This is a genomic window from Streptomyces sp. NRRL F-5650 (genome assembly GCF_000721365.1).
Taxonomy (GTDB): domain Bacteria; phylum Actinomycetota; class Actinomycetes; order Streptomycetales; family Streptomycetaceae; genus Streptomyces; species Streptomyces ardesiacus.
Genome location: NZ_JOGV01000001.1, coordinates 153,449 through 174,600, shown reverse-complemented (window position 1 = coordinate 174,600; position 21,152 = coordinate 153,449). Strand labels below are relative to the sequence as shown.

The 21,152-nt window shown below is 71.4% G+C and carries 19 protein-coding genes and 4 pseudogenes; 8 read left to right on the top strand and 15 right to left on the bottom strand.

Annotation, left to right across the window (positions count from 1 at the left end):
- The first annotated feature begins 17 nt into the window (after positions 1 to 17).
- The 4 genes and pseudogenes from IG88_RS0100870 to IG88_RS0100855 all read left to right on the top strand — a co-directional run bounded on the left by IG88_RS0100870 (position 18) and on the right by IG88_RS0100855 (position 3,885).
- Positions 18 to 1,043, top strand: a complete 1,026-nt coding sequence (locus tag IG88_RS0100870; RefSeq protein WP_031033703.1) for a LacI family DNA-binding transcriptional regulator — start codon at positions 18 to 20, stop codon at positions 1,041 to 1,043.
- Between the two features lie 224 nt (positions 1,044 to 1,267).
- Positions 1,268 to 2,047: pseudogene (locus IG88_RS0100865) on the top strand (GH12 family glycosyl hydrolase domain-containing protein); the annotation flags it as partial.
- Positions 2,048 to 2,246: 199 nt separating this feature from the next.
- Positions 2,247 to 3,335, top strand: coding sequence for a lytic polysaccharide monooxygenase auxiliary activity family 9 protein (locus tag IG88_RS0100860; RefSeq protein WP_031033698.1), 1,089 nt, complete (start codon positions 2,247 to 2,249; stop codon positions 3,333 to 3,335).
- 124 nt (positions 3,336 to 3,459) lie between these two features.
- Positions 3,460 to 3,885 carry a luciferase family protein gene (locus IG88_RS0100855; protein WP_031033697.1) on the top strand — a complete coding sequence of 142 codons (426 nt, stop codon included), beginning with the start codon at positions 3,460 to 3,462 and terminating at the stop codon, positions 3,883 to 3,885.
- Here the strand turns inward: IG88_RS0100855 and IG88_RS0100850 are convergent.
- Positions 3,848 to 5,032 (bottom strand): annotated as a pseudogene (locus IG88_RS0100850) (MFS transporter); the annotation flags it as partial. The gene IG88_RS0100855 and the pseudogene IG88_RS0100850 sit on opposite strands and share 38 nt — an antisense overlap.
- A gap of 883 nt (positions 5,033 to 5,915) precedes the next feature.
- Positions 5,916 to 6,692 carry an alpha/beta fold hydrolase gene (locus IG88_RS0100845; RefSeq protein ID WP_031033694.1) on the bottom strand — a complete coding sequence of 259 codons (777 nt, stop codon included), beginning with the start codon at positions 6,690 to 6,692 and terminating at the stop codon, positions 5,916 to 5,918.
- Positions 6,693 to 6,786: 94 nt separating this feature from the next.
- Between IG88_RS0100845 and IG88_RS0100840 the strand changes: the two genes are divergently transcribed.
- A complete protein-coding gene (locus IG88_RS0100840) occupies positions 6,787 to 7,632 on the top strand; it encodes a helix-turn-helix domain-containing protein (protein WP_234019317.1) in 846 nt (281 codons plus the stop codon).
- 228 nt (positions 7,633 to 7,860) lie between these two features.
- Here IG88_RS0100840 and IG88_RS0100835 read toward each other — a convergent pair whose 3' ends face one another.
- The 3 genes from IG88_RS0100835 to IG88_RS0100825 all read right to left on the bottom strand — a co-directional run bounded on the left by IG88_RS0100835 (position 7,861) and on the right by IG88_RS0100825 (position 11,225).
- On the bottom strand, positions 7,861 to 9,153 hold the full coding sequence (locus IG88_RS0100835; protein WP_199807404.1) for a serine hydrolase domain-containing protein: 1,293 nt from the start codon (positions 9,151 to 9,153) through the stop codon (positions 7,861 to 7,863).
- 220 nt (positions 9,154 to 9,373) lie between these two features.
- On the bottom strand, positions 9,374 to 10,039 hold the full coding sequence (locus tag IG88_RS0100830) for a response regulator (protein WP_031033690.1): 666 nt from the start codon (positions 10,037 to 10,039) through the stop codon (positions 9,374 to 9,376).
- Positions 10,032 to 11,225, bottom strand: a complete 1,194-nt coding sequence (locus IG88_RS0100825) for a sensor histidine kinase (RefSeq protein ID WP_031033689.1) — start codon at positions 11,223 to 11,225, stop codon at positions 10,032 to 10,034. Before IG88_RS0100825 ends, IG88_RS0100830 begins: the two co-directional genes overlap by 8 nt.
- A 504-nt stretch (positions 11,226 to 11,729) precedes the next feature.
- Here IG88_RS0100825 and IG88_RS0100820 point away from each other — a divergent pair.
- Both IG88_RS0100820 and IG88_RS0100815 read left to right on the top strand, forming a co-directional pair.
- Positions 11,730 to 12,578 (top strand): oxidoreductase, encoded by an 849-nt coding sequence (locus IG88_RS0100820; protein WP_007828025.1) that lies wholly within the window; start codon positions 11,730 to 11,732, stop codon positions 12,576 to 12,578.
- Positions 12,578 to 13,192, top strand: coding sequence for a TetR/AcrR family transcriptional regulator (locus tag IG88_RS0100815; protein WP_007828023.1), 615 nt, complete (start codon positions 12,578 to 12,580; stop codon positions 13,190 to 13,192). The genes IG88_RS0100820 and IG88_RS0100815 overlap by 1 nt, the downstream gene beginning before the upstream one ends.
- Positions 13,193 to 13,334: 142 nt before the next feature.
- On the opposite strand, the pseudogene IG88_RS40755 reads toward IG88_RS0100815, so the two are convergent.
- From IG88_RS40755 to IG88_RS0100795, 5 genes and pseudogenes are all read right to left on the bottom strand, one after another.
- Positions 13,335 to 13,542 (bottom strand): annotated as a pseudogene (locus IG88_RS40755) (IS1380 family transposase); the annotation flags it as partial.
- Between the two features lie 47 nt (positions 13,543 to 13,589).
- Positions 13,590 to 14,063, bottom strand: a complete 474-nt coding sequence (locus IG88_RS40100) for a hypothetical protein (RefSeq protein WP_007828018.1) — start codon at positions 14,061 to 14,063, stop codon at positions 13,590 to 13,592.
- On the bottom strand, positions 14,063 to 14,359 hold the full coding sequence (locus IG88_RS43185; RefSeq protein WP_158678811.1) for a hypothetical protein: 297 nt from the start codon (positions 14,357 to 14,359) through the stop codon (positions 14,063 to 14,065). The genes IG88_RS40100 and IG88_RS43185 overlap by 1 nt, the downstream gene beginning before the upstream one ends.
- Before the next feature lie 606 nt (positions 14,360 to 14,965).
- Positions 14,966 to 15,406: pseudogene (locus IG88_RS40750) on the bottom strand (MFS transporter); the annotation flags it as partial.
- A 107-nt stretch (positions 15,407 to 15,513) separates the two neighbouring features.
- Positions 15,514 to 15,987, bottom strand: a complete 474-nt coding sequence (locus tag IG88_RS0100795; protein ID WP_031033687.1) for a MarR family winged helix-turn-helix transcriptional regulator — start codon at positions 15,985 to 15,987, stop codon at positions 15,514 to 15,516.
- Positions 15,988 to 16,093: 106 nt separating this feature from the next.
- Between IG88_RS0100795 and IG88_RS0100790 the strand changes: the two genes are divergently transcribed.
- Positions 16,094 to 16,462 (top strand): DUF779 domain-containing protein, encoded by a 369-nt coding sequence (locus tag IG88_RS0100790; RefSeq protein ID WP_031033686.1) that lies wholly within the window; start codon positions 16,094 to 16,096, stop codon positions 16,460 to 16,462.
- 22 nt (positions 16,463 to 16,484) lie between these two features.
- On the opposite strand, the gene IG88_RS0100785 is transcribed toward IG88_RS0100790, so the two are convergent.
- The 5 genes from IG88_RS0100785 to IG88_RS0100765 all read right to left on the bottom strand — a co-directional run bounded on the left by IG88_RS0100785 (position 16,485) and on the right by IG88_RS0100765 (position 21,106).
- Positions 16,485 to 16,679: a hypothetical protein gene (locus tag IG88_RS0100785; protein ID WP_031033685.1), complete on the bottom strand. Its 195-nt coding sequence runs from the start codon at positions 16,677 to 16,679 to the stop codon at positions 16,485 to 16,487.
- Positions 16,680 to 16,795: 116 nt separating this feature from the next.
- Entirely contained in the window at positions 16,796 to 17,662 is an 867-nt protein-coding gene (locus tag IG88_RS0100780; RefSeq protein WP_031033684.1) for a phosphatidylinositol-specific phospholipase C/glycerophosphodiester phosphodiesterase family protein, read from the bottom strand.
- Positions 17,663 to 17,814: 152 nt separating this feature from the next.
- Positions 17,815 to 18,903, bottom strand: a complete 1,089-nt coding sequence (locus tag IG88_RS0100775) for an acyl-CoA dehydrogenase family protein (RefSeq protein ID WP_031033683.1) — start codon at positions 18,901 to 18,903, stop codon at positions 17,815 to 17,817.
- Positions 18,900 to 20,117 (bottom strand): acyl-CoA dehydrogenase family protein, encoded by a 1,218-nt coding sequence (locus IG88_RS0100770; protein ID WP_031033681.1) that lies wholly within the window; start codon positions 20,115 to 20,117, stop codon positions 18,900 to 18,902. The genes IG88_RS0100775 and IG88_RS0100770 overlap by 4 nt, the downstream gene beginning before the upstream one ends.
- The gene (locus IG88_RS0100765) at positions 20,114 to 21,106 is read right to left on the bottom strand and encodes an NADPH:quinone oxidoreductase family protein (RefSeq protein ID WP_031033680.1); all 993 of its coding nucleotides are present in this window, start codon (positions 21,104 to 21,106) and stop codon (positions 20,114 to 20,116) included. The genes IG88_RS0100770 and IG88_RS0100765 overlap by 4 nt, the downstream gene beginning before the upstream one ends.
- Positions 21,107 to 21,152 lie beyond the last annotated feature (46 nt).

The window sequence follows — 21,152 nt, the reverse complement described above, 5'->3', positions numbered from 1 at the left end:
GGGGGAGGCGGGCGGACATGGGCAGGCAGCGTCCCGGCACGCCGACGCTGGAAGAGGTGGCCGCCCTGGCCGGCGTGGGCCGGGGCACCGTCTCGAGGGTCGTCAACAACGCGGCGGGCGTACGGGATTCGACGCGTCGCGCCGTGCAGCGGGCCATCGCGGAACTGGGGTACGTCCCGAACCTCGCGGCCCGTTCCCTGGCGGGGCACCGCGCCGACGCCGTCGCGCTGGTGATGACGGAGCCGGACTGGCGGCTGTTCGGGGAGCCGTTCTTCACCGAGGTCGTCCACGCCGTCGGCGACGCCCTCTGCGACACCCCGGTGCAGCTTCTGCTCACCCTGGTCCGTACGGACACCGAGCGGCGGCGCTTCGTGGAGTACGCGCGCGGCGGCCGGGTCGACGGGGTGCTGCTCATGTCCGTGCACGCCGAGGACCCGCTGCCGGACATGCTCGCCGAGGCGGGACTGCCCACCGTCATGCTGGGACGGCGTTCCGGCGAGGAGAGCGTCACGTATGTCGACGCGGACAACGCGGGCGGGGCGCGCGGCGCGGTCACGCACCTGCTGGACGCCGGCCGGAGCACGATCGGTACCGTCACCGGACCGCTCGACATGTACGTCGCCCAGTGCCGTCTGCGCGGGTACCGGGAGGCACTGGAGTCGGCAGGCGTGGCGGCCGGGGCGTCGCTGGTCGTCGAGGGGAGCGACTTCACGGAGGAGAGCGGACACCGCGCGATGACCGCCCTGCTCGCCCGGCACCCGGAACTGGACGCGGTTCTCGCCGCGTCGGACACCCTGGCCGCCGGGGCGCTCGGCGCGCTGCGCGCCGCGGGCCGCCGGGTGCCGCAGGACGTGGCGGTGATCGGCTTCGACGACTTCCATCCGGCCCGCCCCACGGACCCGCCGCTGACGACGGTCCGCCAGCCGCTGCGAGAGATCGGCCGCGCGATGGTGCGGCTGCTGCAGGAGGAGATGGAGGACTCTCCCGTCGCCTGGCGGCACGTCATCCTCCGCACGGAACTGGTGATCCGGGACTCCGCCTGACCGAGCCGTCCGGCGGGAGCGCTCCCCGCGGGCCGCTTCCCAGCGCTCACCTGCGACTTCGAAAAATGTTCGACACCGCGGGCGCGCACAGTCTTGTCAGGAACATGAACCGCTCCTACAGTCCTCAATCAACCGGTGAGTGGGAGCGCTCCCATCAGTGGGGAGTTGGGAGCGCTCCCGCACCGGCCCTCTTCCCCCCACCCCCGCACCCCTGGAGAGGCCCCATGGGACAGTTACGGCCCCGCCCCCGCCCCTCGCGCGGATTCCTGGGCGCCCTGAGCGCGGCCTTCACGACCTTCGCCCTCGTCGCGTCCCTCGCGACCGCCGCCGCGCCGGCCCAGGCGGACACCACGATCTGCGAACCCTTCGGGACGACGACGATCCAGGGACGGTACGTCGTCCAGAACAACCGATGGGGCTCCAGCGCCACCCAGTGCGTCACCGCCACCGAGACCGGCTTCCGGGTCACCCGGGCCGACGGCTCGGCCTCGACCAGCGGCGCCCCGAAGTCGTACCCGTCGGTCTTCAACGGCTGCCACTACACGACCTGTTCGCCCGGCACCAGCCTTCCCGTCCGGCTCGACACGGTCGCCGAGGCGCCCTCCAGCATCTCGTACGGCTTCGTCGACGACGCCGTCTACAACGCCTCGTACGACATCTGGCTGGACCCCACGCCCCGCACCGACGGGGTCAACCGGACCGAGATCATGATCTGGTTCAACCGGGTCGGCCCGATCCAGCCCATCGGCTCCCCCGTGGGCACGGCGAGCGTCGGCGGCCGGACCTGGGAGGTCTGGAGCGGCGGCAACGGCACCAACGACGTGCTGTCGTTCGTGGCGCCGTCGGCGATCAGCGGCTGGAGTTTCGACGTCATGGACTTCGTACGGGCGACCGTGGCGCGCGGACTCGCCCAGGACAACTGGTACCTGACGAGCGTGCAGGCGGGTTTCGAACCCTGGCAGAACGGCGCGGGACTGGCCGTGAACTCCTTCTCCTCCACCGTCGTGCCGGCCTCCGCCTGAACGGCACGGCCCGCGCGGCGGCCCGGCCGCCGCGCCCGCCCCACACCTCCCCGCCCGTCCGGCAGAAGCGCCCCGCCCCGGACGGGCGGGGGTTCCATCACCTTCCCACCCCGTGCTTGTCATGACTTGATCATTACTGATCGTCGGAGATCACCGCTCGGAACCGATGGGAGACCCCCCTATGGCTCGACGCAGCAGATTCCTGTCCCTGGCGGCGGTGCTGGCCACCTTGCTCAGCGCGCTCGGCGTGTCCTTCCTGTTCGGGCAGGGGCGGGCCGAGGCGCACGGCGTGGCGATGATGCCCGGCTCCCGCACCTACCTGTGCCAGCTCGACGCCAAGACCGGCACCGGCGCCCTCGACCCGACCAACCCGGCCTGCCGGGCGGCGCTCGACCAGAGCGGAGCGACGGCGCTGTACAACTGGTTCGCCGTGCTCGACTCCAACGCGGGCGGCCGCGGCGCCGGTTACGTCCCGGACGGCACACTGTGCAGCGCCGGCGACCGTTCGCCGTACGACTTCTCCGCCTACAACGCCCCCCGCGGGGACTGGCCCCGCACGCATCTGACGTCGGGGGCGACGATCCCGGTGCAGTACAGCAACTGGGCGGCGCACCCCGGTGACTTCCGGGTGTACCTGACCAAGCCGGGCTGGTCGCCCACGTCCGAGCTGGGCTGGGACGACCTGGAACTGATCCAGACGGTGACCGACCCGCCCCAGCAGGGCTCGCCCGGGACCGACGGCGGGCACTACTACTGGGATCTCGCGCTGCCCTCGGGCCGTACGGGCGACGCGCTGATCTTCATGCAGTGGGTGCGTTCGGACAGCCAGGAGAACTTCTTCTCCTGCTCGGACGTCGTCTTCGACGGCGGCAACGGAGAGGTCACCGGCATCCGCGGTTCCGGCAGCACCCCGAACCCGGACCCGGACCCGACCGACCCGACCGACCCGCCCACGCACACCGGTTCGTGCATGGCCGTGTACTCCGTGGAGAACTCCTGGAGCGGCGGTTTCCAGGGCTCGGTCGAGGTGATGAACCACGGCACCGAGCCGTTGAACGGCTGGGCCGTGCAGTGGAAGCCGGGCAGCGGGACGACGCTCGGCGGGGTCTGGAACGGTTCGGCGAGCAGCGGCGCGGACGGCACGGTCACGGTCCGGAACGTGGACCACAACCGCGTCGTGCCACCGGACGGGAGCGTGACCTTCGGCTTCACCGCGACGTCGACGGGCAATGACTTCCCGGTCGACTCGATCGGCTGCGTCGCTCCCTGACGTTCCCCGGACCTGCCACGGCAGACGGTCGGCGGGACCCTCACGGGCTCCCGCCGACCTCACGTGCCGGTTACGAATCGCTCAACCCCTGGTTGCGAGGCAGTGATCGGGCGACCATGGAGCCATGACTCTGGCCCAGCGCGCCTTCGAGCGGCTGCACGCCTGGCCCGACCTGACCGCGGGTCCGGCCAGTTGCCGAACCGGACGGGCGCTGCGCTCGGTCCGCGACGAGATCGTCCACTTCCACTCGGACCGGGACGTGGACCTCCACCTCACCCACCGGGCCATCCAGCGCTTCCAGTACGACCTCGGCGCGTCCACCGCCATCCGCCTGGTGCCCGGCTCCCGTTGGGTGACCGTGCACCTGGACTGCGACGCGGACGTGGATCTGCTGCTGAGCCTGACGAGCATCGCTCTCAAGGCCCACCAGTCCCGGCCCCCGGCCGACCCCGCCGACGGCCGGCCGGGGTCCCCGGGCACCGCGGTGCCCGCCGGGTGCAACTTCCACCGGGTCACGGTGCTTCCGCGCTCCGCGGCCGGGGAGGCCTGAGCCCGGCCGCGGCGAGGACCGCGCCGAGCACGCACAGAACGCCGGTGACGACCACGGCCACGTGGACGCCGTTCATGAACGCCTGCCCGCTGCCCTGCACCACGGCTGCCCGCAGCCCGGCCGGCATGTCGCCGGAGACGGGGGCCACGCCCATCGCCACGGCGTCCTTGGCCCCCCGGAGACCGTCGGCCACGGCCGCGGGCACGCCCGCGCCGGTCAGCTCACCGGTGAGGGTGGCGCCGACCTTGGCGCTGATGAGGGAGACCAGCACCGACGTGCCGAGCGCGCCGCCGATCTGCAGGGTCGTCGCCTGGAGGCCGCCCGCGACACCGCCGTCCTCGACGGGGGCGTTGCCCACAATGGCGTCGGAGGAGGCGGACATCACCATGCCGACGCCGAGGCCGAGGGCGATGAACGGCGGCCACATCGTGGCGTAGGAGGAGTCGGTCTGCCAGGTGAGCATGCCGAAGCAGGAGGCCGCCTGGAGCAGCATGCCCAGCGGCATGGTCAGCCGGGGCCCGAAACGCTGGGTCAGGGCCGCGCCCAGCGGCGAGGCGACCAGCGAGGCGAGGCTGAGCGGGAGCGTGCGCACCCCCGCCTCGACCGGCGTGAGGCCGCGCACGTTCTGCAGGTACAGCATGACGAAGAAGATCACGCCGAGCATGACGAAGAAGTTGAGCGCGGTGACGATCGCGCCGATGGTCAGGGCACGGTTGCGGAACAGGCGCATCGGCAGCAGCGGGTGCGCCACGCGGGTCTCGTACCGGCCGAACACGAGCAGGAGAACGAGGCCCGCCCCCGTCGCGCCCAGCGTGCCCGCGGAGGTCCAGCCCCAGGTCTCGCCCTTGACGACGCCGAAGACGACGGCCAGGAGGCCGAGGGCGAGCAGGACGAGACCGGGTATGTCGAACCGCTCGCGGCCCGAGGCGTTGCGGCTCTCCGGGAGCACGAGGGCACCGAAGGCCACGGCGGCGACCCCGATGGGGGCGTTGATGTAGAAGACGGACTCCCAGTCGACGTGCTCCACGAGCAGGCGTCCGACGATGGGCCCGAGGGCCGTCGCCACGGCGGAGACCATGGCCCAGATGCCCACGGCCATGGCGAACTTCTTCGGCGGGAAGACGGAGCGCAGCAGTCCGAGACCGGGAGCGATCGTGCCGGGGGGTGCCCTGCCGTACCGTCTCGTGACATTTTTCCTGGTCAGAGCATCTGCAGCAGCTTGGCCAGTGCCACCTCGTGCCGCACCGTCCAAAGGCGTCTATCCACCGCCCGTCCACCGGCGAAGCCGATCGGCCGCTCATACCCGTCCACCTCGCGGCTCTCACGGAGGACCGCGCACACTGGACCGAAGGCACCACGCCAACTGTGCCTTCCCTACGATGCGCGGCCCCCGACACCTTCGTAGGCACCGCCCCGGGCGACGCATCGGAGCCCTGGTACCAATGACGCCGGGCCCCCGATGCGCTGCTACACCATTTACCGGCCCTGATCCCGCGCCGGAAGGGCGTACTACTGACACCGCGAAGCACTGGCGAGCTCTCATAGCGCCACTACGGCAGTCCCGTGGCGTGCCCTGTGTCTGCCCCGGCTTCCGGACCCCACTGCCGAATCTCTCGACACGCGCGCTGGCTGATCAGCGTCGACGACAGCGGGCACGTCGTCTACGTCCTGGGCAACAACTCCTGCATGTTGAACACCACCACCCGCTACCTCGCCAAGGGCAGGATGCATAGCGGCGCATGCCGTTCCGTTCAAGACCCGTGAAGGCGCCGTCGTTCACGGCGTCGGCGCTGGCGGCCGCGGTGAAGAACCCAGTCCTCGTGGTGGCGACGCGCAGGCGCGGGCGGTCAGGGCAAGGGCGATGAGGGGGCCGCGCCTGGCCGGGGGCGGTGTCGATCCGCTGCCCGCCGGGGGCGACCGCACGGGCAGCCGCCTCCGGGACCGGCCGGCGCCGGTGGGTGCCCAGCGCGAGCTCCGCTGTTACAGCGGGCTGCCCACCGTCGCGGCCTGCCCGGCGACCGTGGGGACGGTCAGGTCACCGGCGCGAACGCGGTGATGGCGTCGACAAGGGCGGCCGGGGCTTCCAGCGGGATCAGGTGACCCGTGTGGGGGACCACCACGAAGTCGGGGTGGGGGAGGTAGGGCACCAGGTTGTCGCGGAGCACGCCGACGGGCTCGACCTGGTCGTGTTCTCCGGCGACGACGAGAGCGGGCACGCTGACCATGCGCGTGTGTTCGGTGATGTCCTGCGCGATGCCGTGCAGCGGCCACTCGGCGCGGGCGGCGTCGGCACCACTCCGCGAGTCCTCCACGATCTGCGCCTTGACCGGCTCGGGCAGCTCGGTCGCGGTGAGGACGTGATCCCGTGCCCCGGCCACGGACTCGGCGGAGTCGTAGGCGTGCGACAGGGCCTCCTGGTACTCGGGAGTGACCTGTGCGGCCGGCTTCGCCGGGCCGGAGCCGACGAGAACGATGCCGCGCAGGCCGGCGGGCCGGGTGGCCGCGACCAGCTGTGCGACCTTGCCGCCCATCGAATGCCCCACCAGGACGTAGTCGGTGACCCCCGCGTCGGCGAGCACGGCGAGCGTGTCATCGGCGAGCTGACCGAGCGTGTAGGGACCGGGCAGAGCGCTCGACCGGCTCCACCCGCGGAAGTCGACCGCAAGCACGTCACGGCCCGCCAGCCGGTCGACGACAAGGTCCCAGGTACGGGCGGAACCACCCCAGTAGTGCAGGAACACCAGAGTGGGTCCGGTCCCCGGCCGATAGTCGTAAGTGGGCAGTAGCGCCTGCTGCGCCGTATCCATGACAGTTCCTCCCGATCGATGTTCTGAGCGATTCATCTGTGTATCCATTGAACTGCTGCACCGCGGACGGGGCATCGGCCTGACTGGTCACCCGATGGTGGAAAATGGACACGTGAGCGTGATCCGGCAAATGACCTACCAACCCGTGGGACGCCGCGCCTCCTCGGTCGAGACGATGACCTTCGGCCGCCTTCGCGCGCTGAACGACGGCGGCACACAGCGCGCCGACTTCCATGTCCTCGCCGTCATCGACGCCGGACCCGGCTCGGTCACCGTCGATTTCCACCGCCACCCGCTCGAAGACCGCTCCGCGGTGTGGATTCCACCCGGCGCCGTGCACCAGTGGAATGACATCGCCGACGTGACAGGGCACCTCGTGCTGTTCGTGCCGACCGCGCCGGTCACCCACGCCACCCGAGAACTGGCCGCCTCCCCCGACCCGGCCGCACACTGGAGCATCCCCGACGCCGACTGGTCCTTCGTCGACACGGCACGCAGCCATCTCCTCCTCGAAGCATCCGCCCCACCCAGTGGCTCCCGGACAGAGCTGCCCGAAATCCTGCTCTCCGCGCTCATCACCCGGCTGCACCCCCCGCACGCCGAAGCACGGCTCGCCCCTGCGGTGTTCCGGTCGTTCCGCTCCAGCGTCGAAGCGCACTACCGGCAGCACCACGACGCCAGCTACTACGCCCGTGCGCTGGGATACGCGCCCCGCACCCTCTCACGAGCGGTGCAGCAGGCCACCGGCCGCACCGCGAAGGCGTACATCGTCGAACGGATCGTCCTGGAGGCCAAACGGCTCCTCGCACACGATCGCCTCACCGCCGCCCGCTGCGCCGACGTACTCGGCTTCCCCGACGCATCCAACTTCTCGGTCTTCTTCCGCAAGGCGACAGGCATGCGCCCGGGCGCGTGGCAGGCAACGGTGACCACCGAGTGAGGACGTCCGGCTCAAAGTCCCTGGCGGCTGCTTCCACCAAGGTTCGCTCGATGGGAACGAACCCCGCTGTTCCGCCGGTGCCGGTCTGTGGTGCCGATGCCCGGGAGGTCGAGCGGGACGCGGCTCGTCCGGCCTCCTGTGCAGAACGCGCGTAATGGCGCGCGTCTCGTACAGGTCAGCAGCGAGGCGGCCGCCGGCGAAGGCGGATGCGGCCAATGTCCGCGGCCGTCAACCGGTCGGGCTGTCCGAGGGCTGGGGCTTGCCGAGCATCTGGCAGGTCGCGGCGTCGACGAGGGCCTTGTTCGTGGCGGCGGCCTTCTTTTCCTTGATGCCGAAGTTCGTACTTGTGAGGACCGCGACGCTGCGGGTGCCGGTGGCGTCGGTGTAGATCTCACTGGAGTAGCCGGGCAGACCGCCGGTGTGACCCCAGACCGTGCCGCAGGCCGTGTCCACCCGCATCAGCCCCAGTCCGTAGCCGCCGCCTTCCTCAGGCGCGTCCACGGTGGTCCGCATCTGCTTCAGCTGGGTTTCGGGCAGCAACTCGCCGGAGTTCAGCGCGGTGAGGAACGTCTGCCAGTCCGCCGCGGTGGAGACCATGCCGCCTGCCGCCCACGACCAGCTCGGGTCGATGGCGGCGGTGTCGACGTTGTCGTCGGGACGTTCGGGTCCGGCGAACCCGACGCCGTCGGGCAGGTCCACGGTTGCGGACAGGATCTGCTTCAGTCGCGCGGCGTCCGGCTCGTAGCCGGTGACGTGCTGCTTGCCTCTGTTTTTACCGGTGCCCCAGTCTGCGTTCGTGGCGAGGTAGGAGTCCTTCATGCCCAGCGGCTTGGTGATCTTCTGCTCGATCAGCTCGGCCAGACTGCTCCCGGTGGCCTTCTCCAGGATCAGCCCGAGCGCTTCGTAATTGGCGTTGCTGTAGGAGTACGTCTCGCCGGGCTCGGCCGGCGGGTCCTGCTCGGGCGTGATGGCGAGCAGTTCCTGCGGCGTCCAGGTGCGCTTCTCCTGGCCGGTGAGGGAGGGCAGGAATTGCGGGGTCAGCAGGAAGTCGCCCAGGCCGCTGGTGTGGTTGAGCAGCATCCGTACGGTGATGTGCCCACCGCCCTTGACCAGGCCGGGCAGCCACTTCTCGACCGTGTCGTCGAGGCTGATCTTCTGCTGGGCGACCTGCTGCAGGACGAGGGTGGCGGTGACCGTCTTGGTGTTGGATCCGACTCGGAACCGGTCGCCGGCGGCGAGGCGGTGGTCGTCCTTGGTCCAAGCGGCCTGCTTGGCGATCTCGACGGGCTTCCCGTCGCCGGAGTCGACCCGGACGATGACGCCCAGGGAGCCGGTGTCGGCCGCCTGCTGCGTGAGACGGGCCAGCTGCGTGTCGGCCGCCGGGCTCGCCGCGCTCTGCCCGGCCGCCGGTTCGGCCTCGTCCGAGCAGCTCACGAGCGCCGCGCCCAGGCAGGTCGTCAAGGCGATGATCAGCGCTCCGCGGCGGATTCGGTGCTGGCGGGACAGTGTTGGTGCGGACATGGGAAGTTCCCTTCGGCGCGTAACGATGTGCTGTGTGCGTCGAGGGACCGGGCGACCGCCTGATGGGCGGCCGTTCGACGGGTCCCGCGCACACCGTCCATTCAGTCAGTGGCGCGCCGCCGGCACATCGCTCGAAGTCGGGCTTCCCACCGGCGCGGGCTCACTCCAAGGAATGACTTCGCGGGGTACGGCGCCACGCCGGCCCGCCCTCCGACCAAGGTCAGGTCAGGGTGTTCCTGGCCAGCACCGCCGCCTGCGCGCGGCTCTGGCAGCCGGTCTTCGTGAGCACGCGGCTGACGTGCGTCTTGACCGTGTGCAGGCTGACGACAAGCCGGTCGGCGATCTCGGCGTTGCTCAGCCCGTCCCGGATCAGACGCAGCACGTCGACCTCCCGCTCGGTCAGGTCCCGCAGCCGGGCCAGATCCTGGTCGCTGGGCCGGCGCCGGCCGCTGAGATGGCCCTCGATGATCCGCTGGGTCACTGCCGGGCTCAGCGCGCTGTGCCCGGCAGCCGCGGCACGCACGGCCCCGGTCAGTTCTTCGTACGAACTGTTCTTCAGTAGGAAGCCGGAAGCCCCAGCCGCCAGCGCATCGTCGACGTAGGCGTCCAGGTCGAACGTGGTCAGCATGAGAGCCCGGCTGCGCCCCGGCCCGAGCAGCCCCCGGCGGCCCAGCTCGGCCAGCGCCCACAGTCCGTCGCGGCGCGGCATCCGGATGTCCATCAGCAGCACATCAGGCCGTAGCCGCGCGCACGCCTCGACGGCTTCCTCACCGTCGTCCGCGGTGCCCGCCACGGTGATGTCCGCCTGACTGTCCAGGATCGCGCTCAGTCCGGCACGGATGACCGGCTCGTCGTCCACGACGAGCACGCTGATCTGCTCAGGCATCCGCGTACGCCCACGGAATAGTCGCTGCGACGCGGAAGCCGCCGTCACCGGTCGGGCCCGCGGCGAGTTCGCCGCCCAGCGCGCCCACCCGCTCCTCCATGCTGACCAGGCCGAGCCCGATGCCCACGCCGGCCGCGGCCCGCCGCACCCCGCGGCCGTTCACGACCTCACACCGCAGCTCACCGCCGTCCTTCCCGCGGACGGTCACCTGGACGGGCGCTCCGGGCGCGTACCGGCGTGCGTTGACCAGTGCCTCCTGCACGACGCGGTACACCACCAGCTGAACCGGTCCCGGTACGGACTCCAGCGCGACGTCCATCGTCAGCCCGCCCGTTCCGCCAACGGCACGGTGGCTGTCCAGCAGCGCCTCCAGCTCACCGAGGTCCGGCACGGGCTGGAGCGGGACGGCGTCCGCCGGGCCGCGCAACATCCGCAGCAGGTCACGCAGCTCGCCGCTGCTCTGCCGGCCCGCCGCGGCAAGGCCGTCGACCTGGGCACGGGCCCAGTCGGGCAGCTCGCCGCCGCGGGCCCGCAGCGTCTCCGCGTGCACGACAAGCAGGGTCAGCGAGTGCGCGACCACGTCGTGCATCTCGCCCGCGATCCGTGTCCGCTCGCGCTGCGTGGCCTGCGCCGCCTCCAGGTCCCGCGCCCGGCGCGCGTCGGCCGCCCGTCGCTCGGCCGCGACCAGCAGTTCCTGCCGGGTGCGCGCGGCGAACCCCATCACCCAGGCCAGCGGCATCGGCGCCAGAGCGGCGAGGACGTCCAGTCCGCCCTGGAAGTCGCCGGAGTCGGTCGTCATCCGGTTCACCCACAGACCGGCCGCGCTCAGCACGCTGACGCCGAGAACCGCCGACACGGTCCGCCGCCAGTGCACGCCGTGGTGGCCCAGGTTGTAAAGCAGCACCGCCAATGGCAGGAAGACCAGCGGCGACAGCTTGGCCCCCTCGCCCGCACTCCCCACCAGCGCCGCCAGAAGAGCCCCGAAACCCACGACGAAGGCGGTGGCCGGCAGTCGGCGCCGCAACAGCAGGACCACCACGCCCACCGCCTCGTACGCCATGAGCGATACCCAGGCCGGTCCGGAAGTGTCCACGTACGGCTGCGACAGCAGCGCCGGCACAAACGTCAGTACGACCAGCCCGGCATCGGCACTCCAGCCGGGCCACCTGCCGTCCCTCACTCTCATCCGTCCGACACTACGGCCTCGCGCACAGGTCCTCGTCACTCCAAAGAGCCACTTCACGTCACCTCGCAGAACCCACTCAGCAGCGACGACGCCGCAACCCAGTTCCGGACGGTCCATGGCCGTCCGGTGGTCTGACCCGCTACAGACCGCCTGCCTGCCGACAGGCATCCACCACGACACCGAGGACCTGTGCGCCACCCGCCCGGTGAGCCGCGAGGAGGCTGCCCAACCGGCGGACCTCGCACGTAGGCCGAGTCACCGCCAAAGGATCCTCCCCGTGCGGCAGATCGGACCTTATCCGTCGCCAACCCGGTCGACAGCCTGAGTGCTGGACCTTGACGGCGCCGATCCGGGCGATGCGCGGAACGTGAGTGACCTTGAAAACCCACCCCATCCTGCGAGGCTCGCCACAATCGACGCAGTAACGAGAAAAATCGACACCGTGTAGACTTTATTGCTGAAGGGAGCGACCCGGCTCTCCTCGCAAGACTTGCTGGAGGAACAGTGCAGAAGCAGAACTGGCTCATCACCGGCGTGAGCACGGGCCTGGGGCGCGCTTTCGCGCAAGCCGCCCTGGCTGCCGGGCACACCGTGGTCGGCACCGTCCGCTCCGAGAAGGATCTGCAGGCCTTCGAGGAACTCAGGTCCGGGCACGCTCATGGCCGCATCCTGGACGTGACCGACGATGATGCCGTTTCCGGCGTGGTCGCGGAGGTCGAGCGCAGCGTCGGTTCCCTGGACGTCGTCGTCGCCAACGCCGGCTACGGCCTGGAGGGAACCTTCGAGGAAACCCCACTGGCCGAGGTGCGGCGGCAGTTCGAGGTCAACGTGTTCGGGGCGGTGGCCACCCTGCGGGCGGCGCTGCCCCACATGCGCGCACGCCGCCGCGGACACCTGATGGCCGTCACCTCCATGGGCGGACTCATGGCCGTGCCCGGCATGTCCGCCTACTGCGGCAGCAAGTTCGCCCTGGAAGGCATCCTCGAGGCCCTGGGCAAGGAGGTCGCGCAGTTCGGCATCCACGTGACGGCGATCGAGCCCGGCTCCTTCCGCACCGACTGGGCCGGACGGTCCATGACACGCGCCGCGCGGACCGTCGACGATTACGACGAGCTGTTCGCCCCCATCCGTGAGGCCCGACAGAAGGCCAGCGGCAACCAGCTGGGCAATCCGGCCAAGGCCGGGGAAGCGGTCGTCCACATCGCGTCGGTCGAGCAGCCGCCGGCCCACCTCGTCCTGGGTTCGGACGCGCTGCGACTGGTCACCGCCGCGCGCACGGCCGTGAACGAGGACATCCGCGCGTGGAAGGCCCTCTCTCGTACGACCGACTTCGCCGACGGCGCGCAGCTCTGATGCCCGGCCACCACCCCGCACGAAGCCGTCGCGCCGCCGAACGCAAGGGCGACGTCCGGGAGCGGGCCATCCTCGACACCTGCGAGGCCCTGCTGGCGGACAAGGGATACGACGCCATGACCGTCGGCGACATCGCCCAGGGCGCCGGCATCACCCGCGGCGCGCTGTACTTCTACTTCGGCTCCAAGCAAGAAGTGGTCACGGCACTCGTCGCTCGAACCGTCGAGCACCTGTGGGAGCGGTCGAGGGCCACCGCGGAGGCCGACGAGCCGCGCCGGGCCATCGCGGCAGCCATGGGGCGCACGGTCGAGCTGTGGAACGAGCACGGCCTGGTCATGCGCACGGCGATCGACCTGTCGCTGACCGTGCCGGAGATCGGCGAGCTGTGGAATCACACGGCCGACCTGTTCATCGCGGCCATCACCGCCGTCCTCGAACGCGCCGGCATCCAGGCCGGCACCGCGCCAGACCAGGCCCCGGCGATGGCAAGCGCCCTGTGCTGGATGATCGAGCGGACCTTCTACCACGCCTCACAGGAATCCCGCGAGAACCTTCAGGAGGCGTCGGAGACATGCGAACACATCTGGCTGACCAGCGCCGGTCTGATCACCTGAGGTATCTGGCACCGGCTGGTGAGTACGTGCCGAGCAACCGACGCCCGAGCGGAGGACCCGCCAAGCGGTCCGCTCCGGAGCCGAGGGCACGATCAACGTGTTCGCCCACACACGGCATGCGGCGTTGCCGCTACTACTCCCTCCAGGCCGATGCCGGAAACTTCAGCACGTGCTGGTGGATCGCCTCGATGATCACCACGCCGACCGAGTAGGACAGCCACCGTCCCCGCCGGGCGAACCAGGGCGACGAAATCGTGGGTGCCGCCCGCGGAGTCGGTGCATATCAGGGTCTGCCGTCCGCGCCGGTACTTCTTCGGCATTCGGGTCAGGGCCAGTTGACTCTCGTCCACAGGGTGAACGCCGCCCGCCCCGCGCCGTCAGCGTCAGCCTCGGATCGTCAGGTCCGGGTCGGTGGCGCACTCATCGCTGCCATCAGGAACGTGATCGCCCATCGCCGGGCTGCCTCGCCCGCTACCGGGGACGTGCAACCCGGGGAGGGCTGCTGGTGGACCTCGAGGCGGTCGACGGCCGTCACGGCAAGGATCCCCCGCATCCGGAACCGCAGCTCCTCCGGGGAAAGGCCGGGCAGTACGCGCGCGAAGGCCGCGAGGTAGCGCTCGCGGACCATGTCCTCGCCCGGGCCGGTCCAGGCGCGCGCCTCCTCGGCCGGGTCGCTGAGGATCGTCACGATCAGCCGGGACGTCCGGGCGCCGCCCGCGCCGCCGGCCGACATCTCGTCGAACAGCGGCCCCGCGAATGCCTCCACCAGTTCGCCGACCGATGGGTCGGGGGTCCGGGCGAGCAATTTGTCGAGCCCTGCGCACTGGGCCGCGTTGATGGGCTCGATCACGCGGCGGGCGACCGCGGCCATCAGCTCCGCCTTCGACCCGAAGTGGCCTGCACACCCTCTTCGCGCATTCTGCGAAGGCCCGTGCGCAGGTTCGCCACCGGATCACCGGTGGTGACAAGCAGACGCCCACGAGCGTCCAGGTCCTCGGGGCCCCACGGAAAATAGATATCGGCGTCGCGGCCGAAGTCATGCCCGCCCTCAACCGCGGACAGACCGGGGTACTGCGATTGCAGGAGCGCACAGGCACAGCGTTCAAACTCCGTTGGGTGGATAGCCTGTTCACCCAACGCCCGGCGTACGCGTGCCACGAGATCCATGACCATTAATGCTACGCGCACCTTATGCCGTACTGATACCGTTTGCCGCTCGTCGCCCGGCTCGATAACAGGCCGCGCACCCTGAGATCCAGGGACGACGAGAGCACCGAACCTGTAGTGCTGATCTCGCTCTGAAATGGGCCGACGCTCCCGCATGCACCGACGCAGCCACTCCTTCTGCGCCCTCAGATCAGCTACGGAGCGTTCTCACGACCAATCTTCGCCGAGACCCGAGCCGGACGTGAGATCTGTCAGGACCGGACAGTCTCGACGACGCGGTCGTCCCATCGGCGACCGGTGGATTTCCCCCTCGCCCCAGGGCCAGCGAGAGTCCCCTGATGGAGTGTCACGCACGGCTGTCCACCGGGTGTCCACCGGGATCCTTTGCGCCAGCATGCTCCATCCCCTACGGGCAGATAAAAGACCAGGTCAGAGCGTTGGATCGTCGATCTCGTCACAGAAACCAAACCTCCGACCTACGCATTACGATGCACAGGCGGACGGTGCCCGATTTGCCGAGATTCCAAGGTCATCCGAAATAAGAAACCCCAGGTCAGAGGCCTGACCTGGGGTTCACCGTGGAGCCGCTTTCGGGATTCGAACCCGAGACCTACGCATTACGAGTGTGTTGGGCATCAGCAGTCCGCCGAAGGCGCCCTGGAGGGCGCGGAAGGCGACCACTCCCTCGATCGAGCCGGACAGGCCGATGGCGACGGAGGCGAACGTGAAGCCGGTGACGCCGACCAGGTAGTAGGTGCGGCGGCCGAAGCGGTCGCCGAGCTTGCCGCCGAGGATGAGGGTGGCGGCGAGGGCGAGCAGGTACGCGTTGGTCACCCACTGGAGCTGGGCGGTGGACGCGTGCAGGTCGCTGCCGATCTCCGGGTTGGCGATGGCGACGACGGAGCCGTCGAGCTGGACCATGAACAGGCCGAACGCGACGGCGAAAAGGGTCAGCCACGGGTTGGAGCGCAGACGGCCGGCCGCACGCGGGGCGGGGGCGGACTCGGCCGGGGGCATGACGGGGTGATCCACGGACGTGGACGGCATGGAGGAGCCTTCTCTCCGGATTCAGGAGGTGCTGGGGAAACGGCGGGGTGCTGCGGGAAGGGGTGCGCCGGAAGGGCACGGCACGCCCCTGAGGGCGGGCACGCCGGTCAGTGGGCGCCGGGGTGGAGGTGCCGCGTCAACGCGTCGAGGGCGTCGAGGGCCGAGCCGAGCGCGCCCTGCTGGCCCTCGGTGAGGGAGGTCAGGGCGTCGCGGATGAACGCGGTCTCCAGTTCCCGCACCTCGGACACCCGCTCACGGGCCGTGGCCGTGAGGTGGAGGTGGGCGACCCGCTTGTCGGCGCTGTCCCGCCGTCGCTCCAGGTCACCCTGCTCGGTGAGCTGGGAGACCAGGGCGCTGACGTTGTTGGGCTTCATGAGCAGGGCCTCGGCGGCCTCGCGCACCGTGGTGCCCTCGTGCTGGGCGACGAAGCGCAGCAGGGCCAGCCGGCCCTCGGGGGGCTTGGGGTGCGGGTAACGTGCGGCGACCTGCCGGTCCAGCGCCCGGTGCAGCACGGGAAGGCACGCCGCGAGGCCGGAGGCCACGTGGTCGAGGTCCCGGCGGGGGGTGCTGGAGTCGGTCACCCGAAGACGATAGATATCCGCGGATAGGTATGTCAAAAGAGGTATGCCGGACGCGGGCCCGCGCCGCGCAACGCACTCGCAACGTTCCTTCTGCTGGCATGGCGGCATGGGTGACACATACGAGGAGATCCCGCGCGTCGCACTGACCGCCGAGGCGTCCGCGCTGCTGCGGCGGCTGCACGAGGCGCACGGCCCGCTGATGTTCCACCAGTCCGGTGGCTGCTGCGACGGCAGCGCCCCCATGTGCTACCCGGCGGGAGAGTTCCGCACCGGCGCTTCGGACGTCCTGCTCGGCGAGTTGACGGTGGACGGGGTCGGGGAGCCGGTGGAGTTCTGGATGTCGCGCAGCCAGTACGAGGTGTGGGCCCACACCCGGCTGACCGTGGACGTCGTCCCCGGCCGGGGCAGCGGCTTCTCACTGGAGGCGCCCGAGGGGGTGCGCTTCCTCATCCGCTCCCACGTCGTGGACGCATAGCCCACGGGCGCCGTTCGCCCGCCTACGGCCTGAGGCTGCTCACGATCTGCGCCGTCGCGCTCAGCCCGCTGCTGATGGTCGGGGCGATGCTCGTGCTGGCCAGGTAGAAGCCGAGCAGCAGGCACACCAGCGCGTGCGAGATCTTCAGCCCGCCGTTGCGCAGGAAGAGCACCGCCAGGATGAACAGCAAGAGCACCACAGAGATGGAAATGGCCATCGTCAACCTCCTCCGCCACGTCCACTTCGCGGCGTTCGGCCGCAAGTGTGGCGTAGCGGAGGGTTCGTCCGGGCGGCTGACCTGTCCTCCGAACGAGTGGTGTCCCGGCGCCGCCCCTACCGCTCCCGGTGGGTGTCCAGGAAGGCCTCCAGACCGGCGAGGTCGTCGGTGTTGAGGTGGTCGACGCCGGCGGCGAGCAGTTCGGCCCACACGGCGTCCCGCGCGGGCCCGGCCACGTCGGGCGTGGCCCAGAAGCGCACCCGCTGCCCCCGGGCGTGCGCGGCGCCCACGATCTCGTGCAGCCTGCGCCGCTCGGCCGCCGGGAAGGCGCCCACGCCCTGCCAGGTGAAGTTCAGCGTCCAGTTGTCGCTGATCAACGGGACGAACGAGGCCGGTGCGGCGCTGCCGAGGTCGGTGAGCCGGCCGTCGTAGAAGGCGCGGCGGGTGCGTTGGGCCTCCATCGGCGCCCGGGCGGCCCGGTCCCCGGAGACGACCACGGTGACCGCGCCCGGGAACACCCGTCCGTGGGCGCAGGAGGTGAACAGGTGCGGGTAGCGGCGCAGACGGCGGTCCAGTTCGCGGTACGCCGCCTCGCCCTCGGTCTTGATGTCGACCAGGAGTTGCAGGGAGCCGCGCTCCCGCCGGTACACGCGGCCGTGGTGCGCGCGGACGCGCGCGGCGAGCGGGTCGAGGTAGAGCGACTCCAGGGTGCGGGAGGGGTCGAGGTCCTCGGGGTCGTGGGCGACGAGGAGTTGGCCGTCGGCCAGGTGGACGTCGGCCTCGACGCTGCCGAAGCGGTGGTCGAGGGCGTCGAGGAGGGGGCGGGCGTGCTCGTAGTCGTTGTGGGCGTGCGCGCGCCACAACGGGCGCGGCCCGCGCCTGTCCTGGGCCGACGCCGACGCGGTGCCGGCGGGCAGGGCGACCGCGCCCGCGAGGGCGGCGCCGAGGGTGGTGAGGGCTCTGCGTCGGGTGGTGAGGGCCATGCTCTGCCTCCCTGGAAGTGCCGTACGGGACCCCAGTGAGTATGGGGCCCCGCCGGCCTCCGAGAGCCACGCCGTGCGGGGAGTTGGCCGGACCGCCGCCGGTCGTTCACCTGTGCCGGCCCAGGTCGCCGGCGTGGCCGCCGGACGGGGCGTCAGGGCGCTCGCAGGTCGACCAGGCCGGCCAGCGCCTCCCGGTGGGCGCCCGCGGTGCCGTAGGCGATCGAGTCGGCCTTGGCCCGCTTGAGGTACAGGTGGACGGGGTGTTCCCACGTCATGCCGATGCCGCCGTGCAGTTGCAGCGCCTCCTCGGCCGCGTGGACGGCGACCTGGGCGGCGTACGCCTGGGCCACGGCGACGGCGACGTCGGTGTCCGCGCCGCTCGCCAGGGCGTCGGCGGCGTTGCGGGCGGCGGCGCGCAGGCCCGCCACCTCCAGCCACAGCCGGGCGAGCCGGTGCTTGAGCGCCTGGAAGCCGCCCACCGGCCGGTTGAACTGCTTGCGTTCCTTGAGGTAGCGGACCGTCTCGGTCAGCAGCCAGTCGGCCAGGCCCAGTTGTTCGGAGGCGAGCAGCCCGGCACCGGCCCGCAGGGCCCGCCGTACGGCGGGTTCCGTGTCGCCGAGGCGGCGCCCGTGCGCACCGTCGAGGGTCACCCGCGCCACCGGTCGGGTGGAGTCGAGCGAGGTCTGCCGCGTCACCGTCGCGTCGGCGGCACGGACCGCGTACAGGCCCCCGTCGTCGGCGGGCACCAGCAACACGTCGGCGACGGAGGCGTCCGCGACGCCCGTCAGCTCCCCGCGCAGCGCCCCGTTCTCCCGCCGTACGCCGGGCACGGCACCGCCGGGGGCGACGTGCAGTCCGACGGCGAGCACGGCCACGGTCGTGGCGGCCGCAAGCTCGGTGAGCAGGTCCTCCGCCCCGCACGCCAGCAGCGCCTCGGTGGCGACGACGGCACTCGTCAGGTACGGCACCGGTGCGACCGCCCGGCCCAACTCCTCCAGGACCACGCCGGCTTCGCGGTGCGTGGCGCCCTGTCCGCCCAGTGCCTCGGGGACGAGCAGGCCCGCCAGGCCCATCGAGCCGGCCAGGGTCTTCCACAGCGACAGGTCGTGCGGTGCGGCCGACTCGGTGCGCCCGACCACCCCCGCCGGGTCGCAGTGGTCGGTGAGCAGGTCCCGGACGGCGGCGCGCAGCGCCTCTTCCTCCTCCGAATGGAGGAGAGCGGGTTCGGGCTGTGCGCTCATCGGGCGAGGTCCTTCCATGCGACGTCCTTGTCGGTGCGCGGCTCGGCGGGCAGGCCGAGGACGCGCTCGGCGACGATGTTCAGCAGCACCTCGCTGGTCCCGCCCTCGATGCTGTTGCCCTTGGACCGCAGATAGCGGTACCCGGCGTCGCGTCCGGTGAAGTCGACCTGCTCGGGGCGGCGCAGGGTCCAGTCGTCGTAGAGCAGCCCCTCCTCGCCGAGGAGTTCCACCTCCAGGCCGCTGATCTCCTGGTTGAGACGGGCGAAGCCGAGCTTCGTGCCGGCGCCCTCCGGACCGGGCTGGCCCGCGGCCAGTTGCTGGCGCAGGCGTACGCCGGTGAGGCGGGCGACCTCGGCCTCCACCCACAGGCCGAGCAGCCGCTGGTGCAGGTCGTGGGTGCGCAGTTCGGGGCGCTCCCGCCAGGTCGCGGCGATCTTGCCGATCATGCCGCCCTCACGGGGGACCGGCGTGCCGCCGATGGCGACGCGCTCGTTGTTGAGCGTGGTCTGCGCGACCCGCCAGCCGTCGCCGATCGCGCCGAGGCGGCGGGAGTCGGGGATGCGGACGTCGGTGAGGAACACCTCGTTGAACTCGGCCTCGCCGGTGATCTGGCGCAGCGGCCGTACCTCGACCCCGGGGTCGGTCATGTCGCACACGAAGTAGGTGATGCCCCGGTGCTTGGGCACGTCCGGGTCGGTGCGGGCGATCAGGATGGCCCAGCGGGCGAGGTGGGCGCTGGAGGTCCACACCTTCTGCCCGTTGACGATCCAGTCTCCCCCGCTCCCGTCCTCGCCGGGGCGTCCGGGACCCCCGTCCTCCCGCACGGCCCGCGTGCCGAGGGCGGCCAGGTCGGACCCGGCGCCCGGTTCGCTGAAGAGCTGGCACCACACCTCCTCCCCGGTCCACAGCGGGCGCAGCAGCCGGTGCTTCTGCTCGTCGGTGCCGTACTGGAGGATGGTCGGGGCGGCCATGCCGAGGCCGATGCCGATGCGCCGGGGATCGTTGTCGGGGGCGCCCGCGGCCGCCAGTTCGGCGTCCACGACGGCCTGGAGGGAGCGCGGGGCGCCGAGTCCGCCCAGGCCCTCCGGGTAGTGCACCCAGGCGAGTCCGGCGTCGAAGCGGGCGCGCAGGAAGTCCCGGCGGTCCGTGGTGGCCGGCGGATGCGCGTCCAGCAACGCACGGGTACGGCGGCGCAGTTCCGCTGCGTCGGTCATGCGGCGGTTCCCTTCTCCAGTGCTTCCGCTGCCTTGTCCGGTACGACGGCCACCCGGCCGGTCGTCCTGCCGTCGGCCACGCGCCGCACGGCGCCGGCCGCTTCGCCGAGCGGCACCCGCTCGCTCACCAGCGGCTTGACGGCGCCCCGCGCGGCCAGCTCGGTGAGCTGCTCGTGGCAGTGCCGGACCAGGCCGGGGTTCTTCGTGTTGTAGAGACCCCAGTGCAGGCCGAGGATCGTGTAGTTCTTCACCAGCGCGTGGTTCAGGGCGGGACTGGGGATCGTGCCGCTGGCGAACCCGACGACGACGATCCGGCCCTCGAAGGCGACGGCCTTGGCGGACTGGGTGTACGCCGCGCCGCCCACCGGGTCGTAGACCACGTCGGCGCCCCGGCCGCCGGTGGCCTCCTTGACGGCAGCGACGACGTCCTCGCCGCGCCGGTCGACGACCACGTCGCAGCCCAGCTCGCGGGCGACGGCCGCTTTCTCCGGGCCGCCGACGACGCCGACGACGGTGGCGCCGGCCGCCTTGCCGAGCTGGACGGCGGCGCTGCCGACGCCCCCCGCGGCGGCGTGCACGAGCAGGGTCTCGCCGGCCTCGATGCGGGCCCGGCGGTGCAGTCCGAACCAGCCGGTCTGGTAGCCGATGTGCAGGGCGGCGGCCTCGGCGTCGTCCAGGGCCTCGGGCGCGGGCAGCAGGGCGCGGGCGTCGGCGAGGGCGTACTCGGCGAACCCGCCGTGGGGCAGCGCGGGAGTGGCGAGGACGCGGCGGCCGTCCTCGGTCTCCCCGCAGATCTCCACGCCCGGGGTGAACGGCAGCGGCGGCCGGACCTGGTACTGCCCCCGGCACAGCAGGGCGTCGGGGAAGTTGATGTTGGCGGCGCGGACCTTCAGCAGGACCTGGCCCTCGCCCGGTGTCGGCGGCGCCACGTCCGCCAGGCGCATCACCTCGTCCGGCTCGCCGTTCTCGTGCACCTGCCATGCCTGCATGCGGGGCCTCCACCGACTGCGTCGTCCGACCGGGTCCTCAGCATAC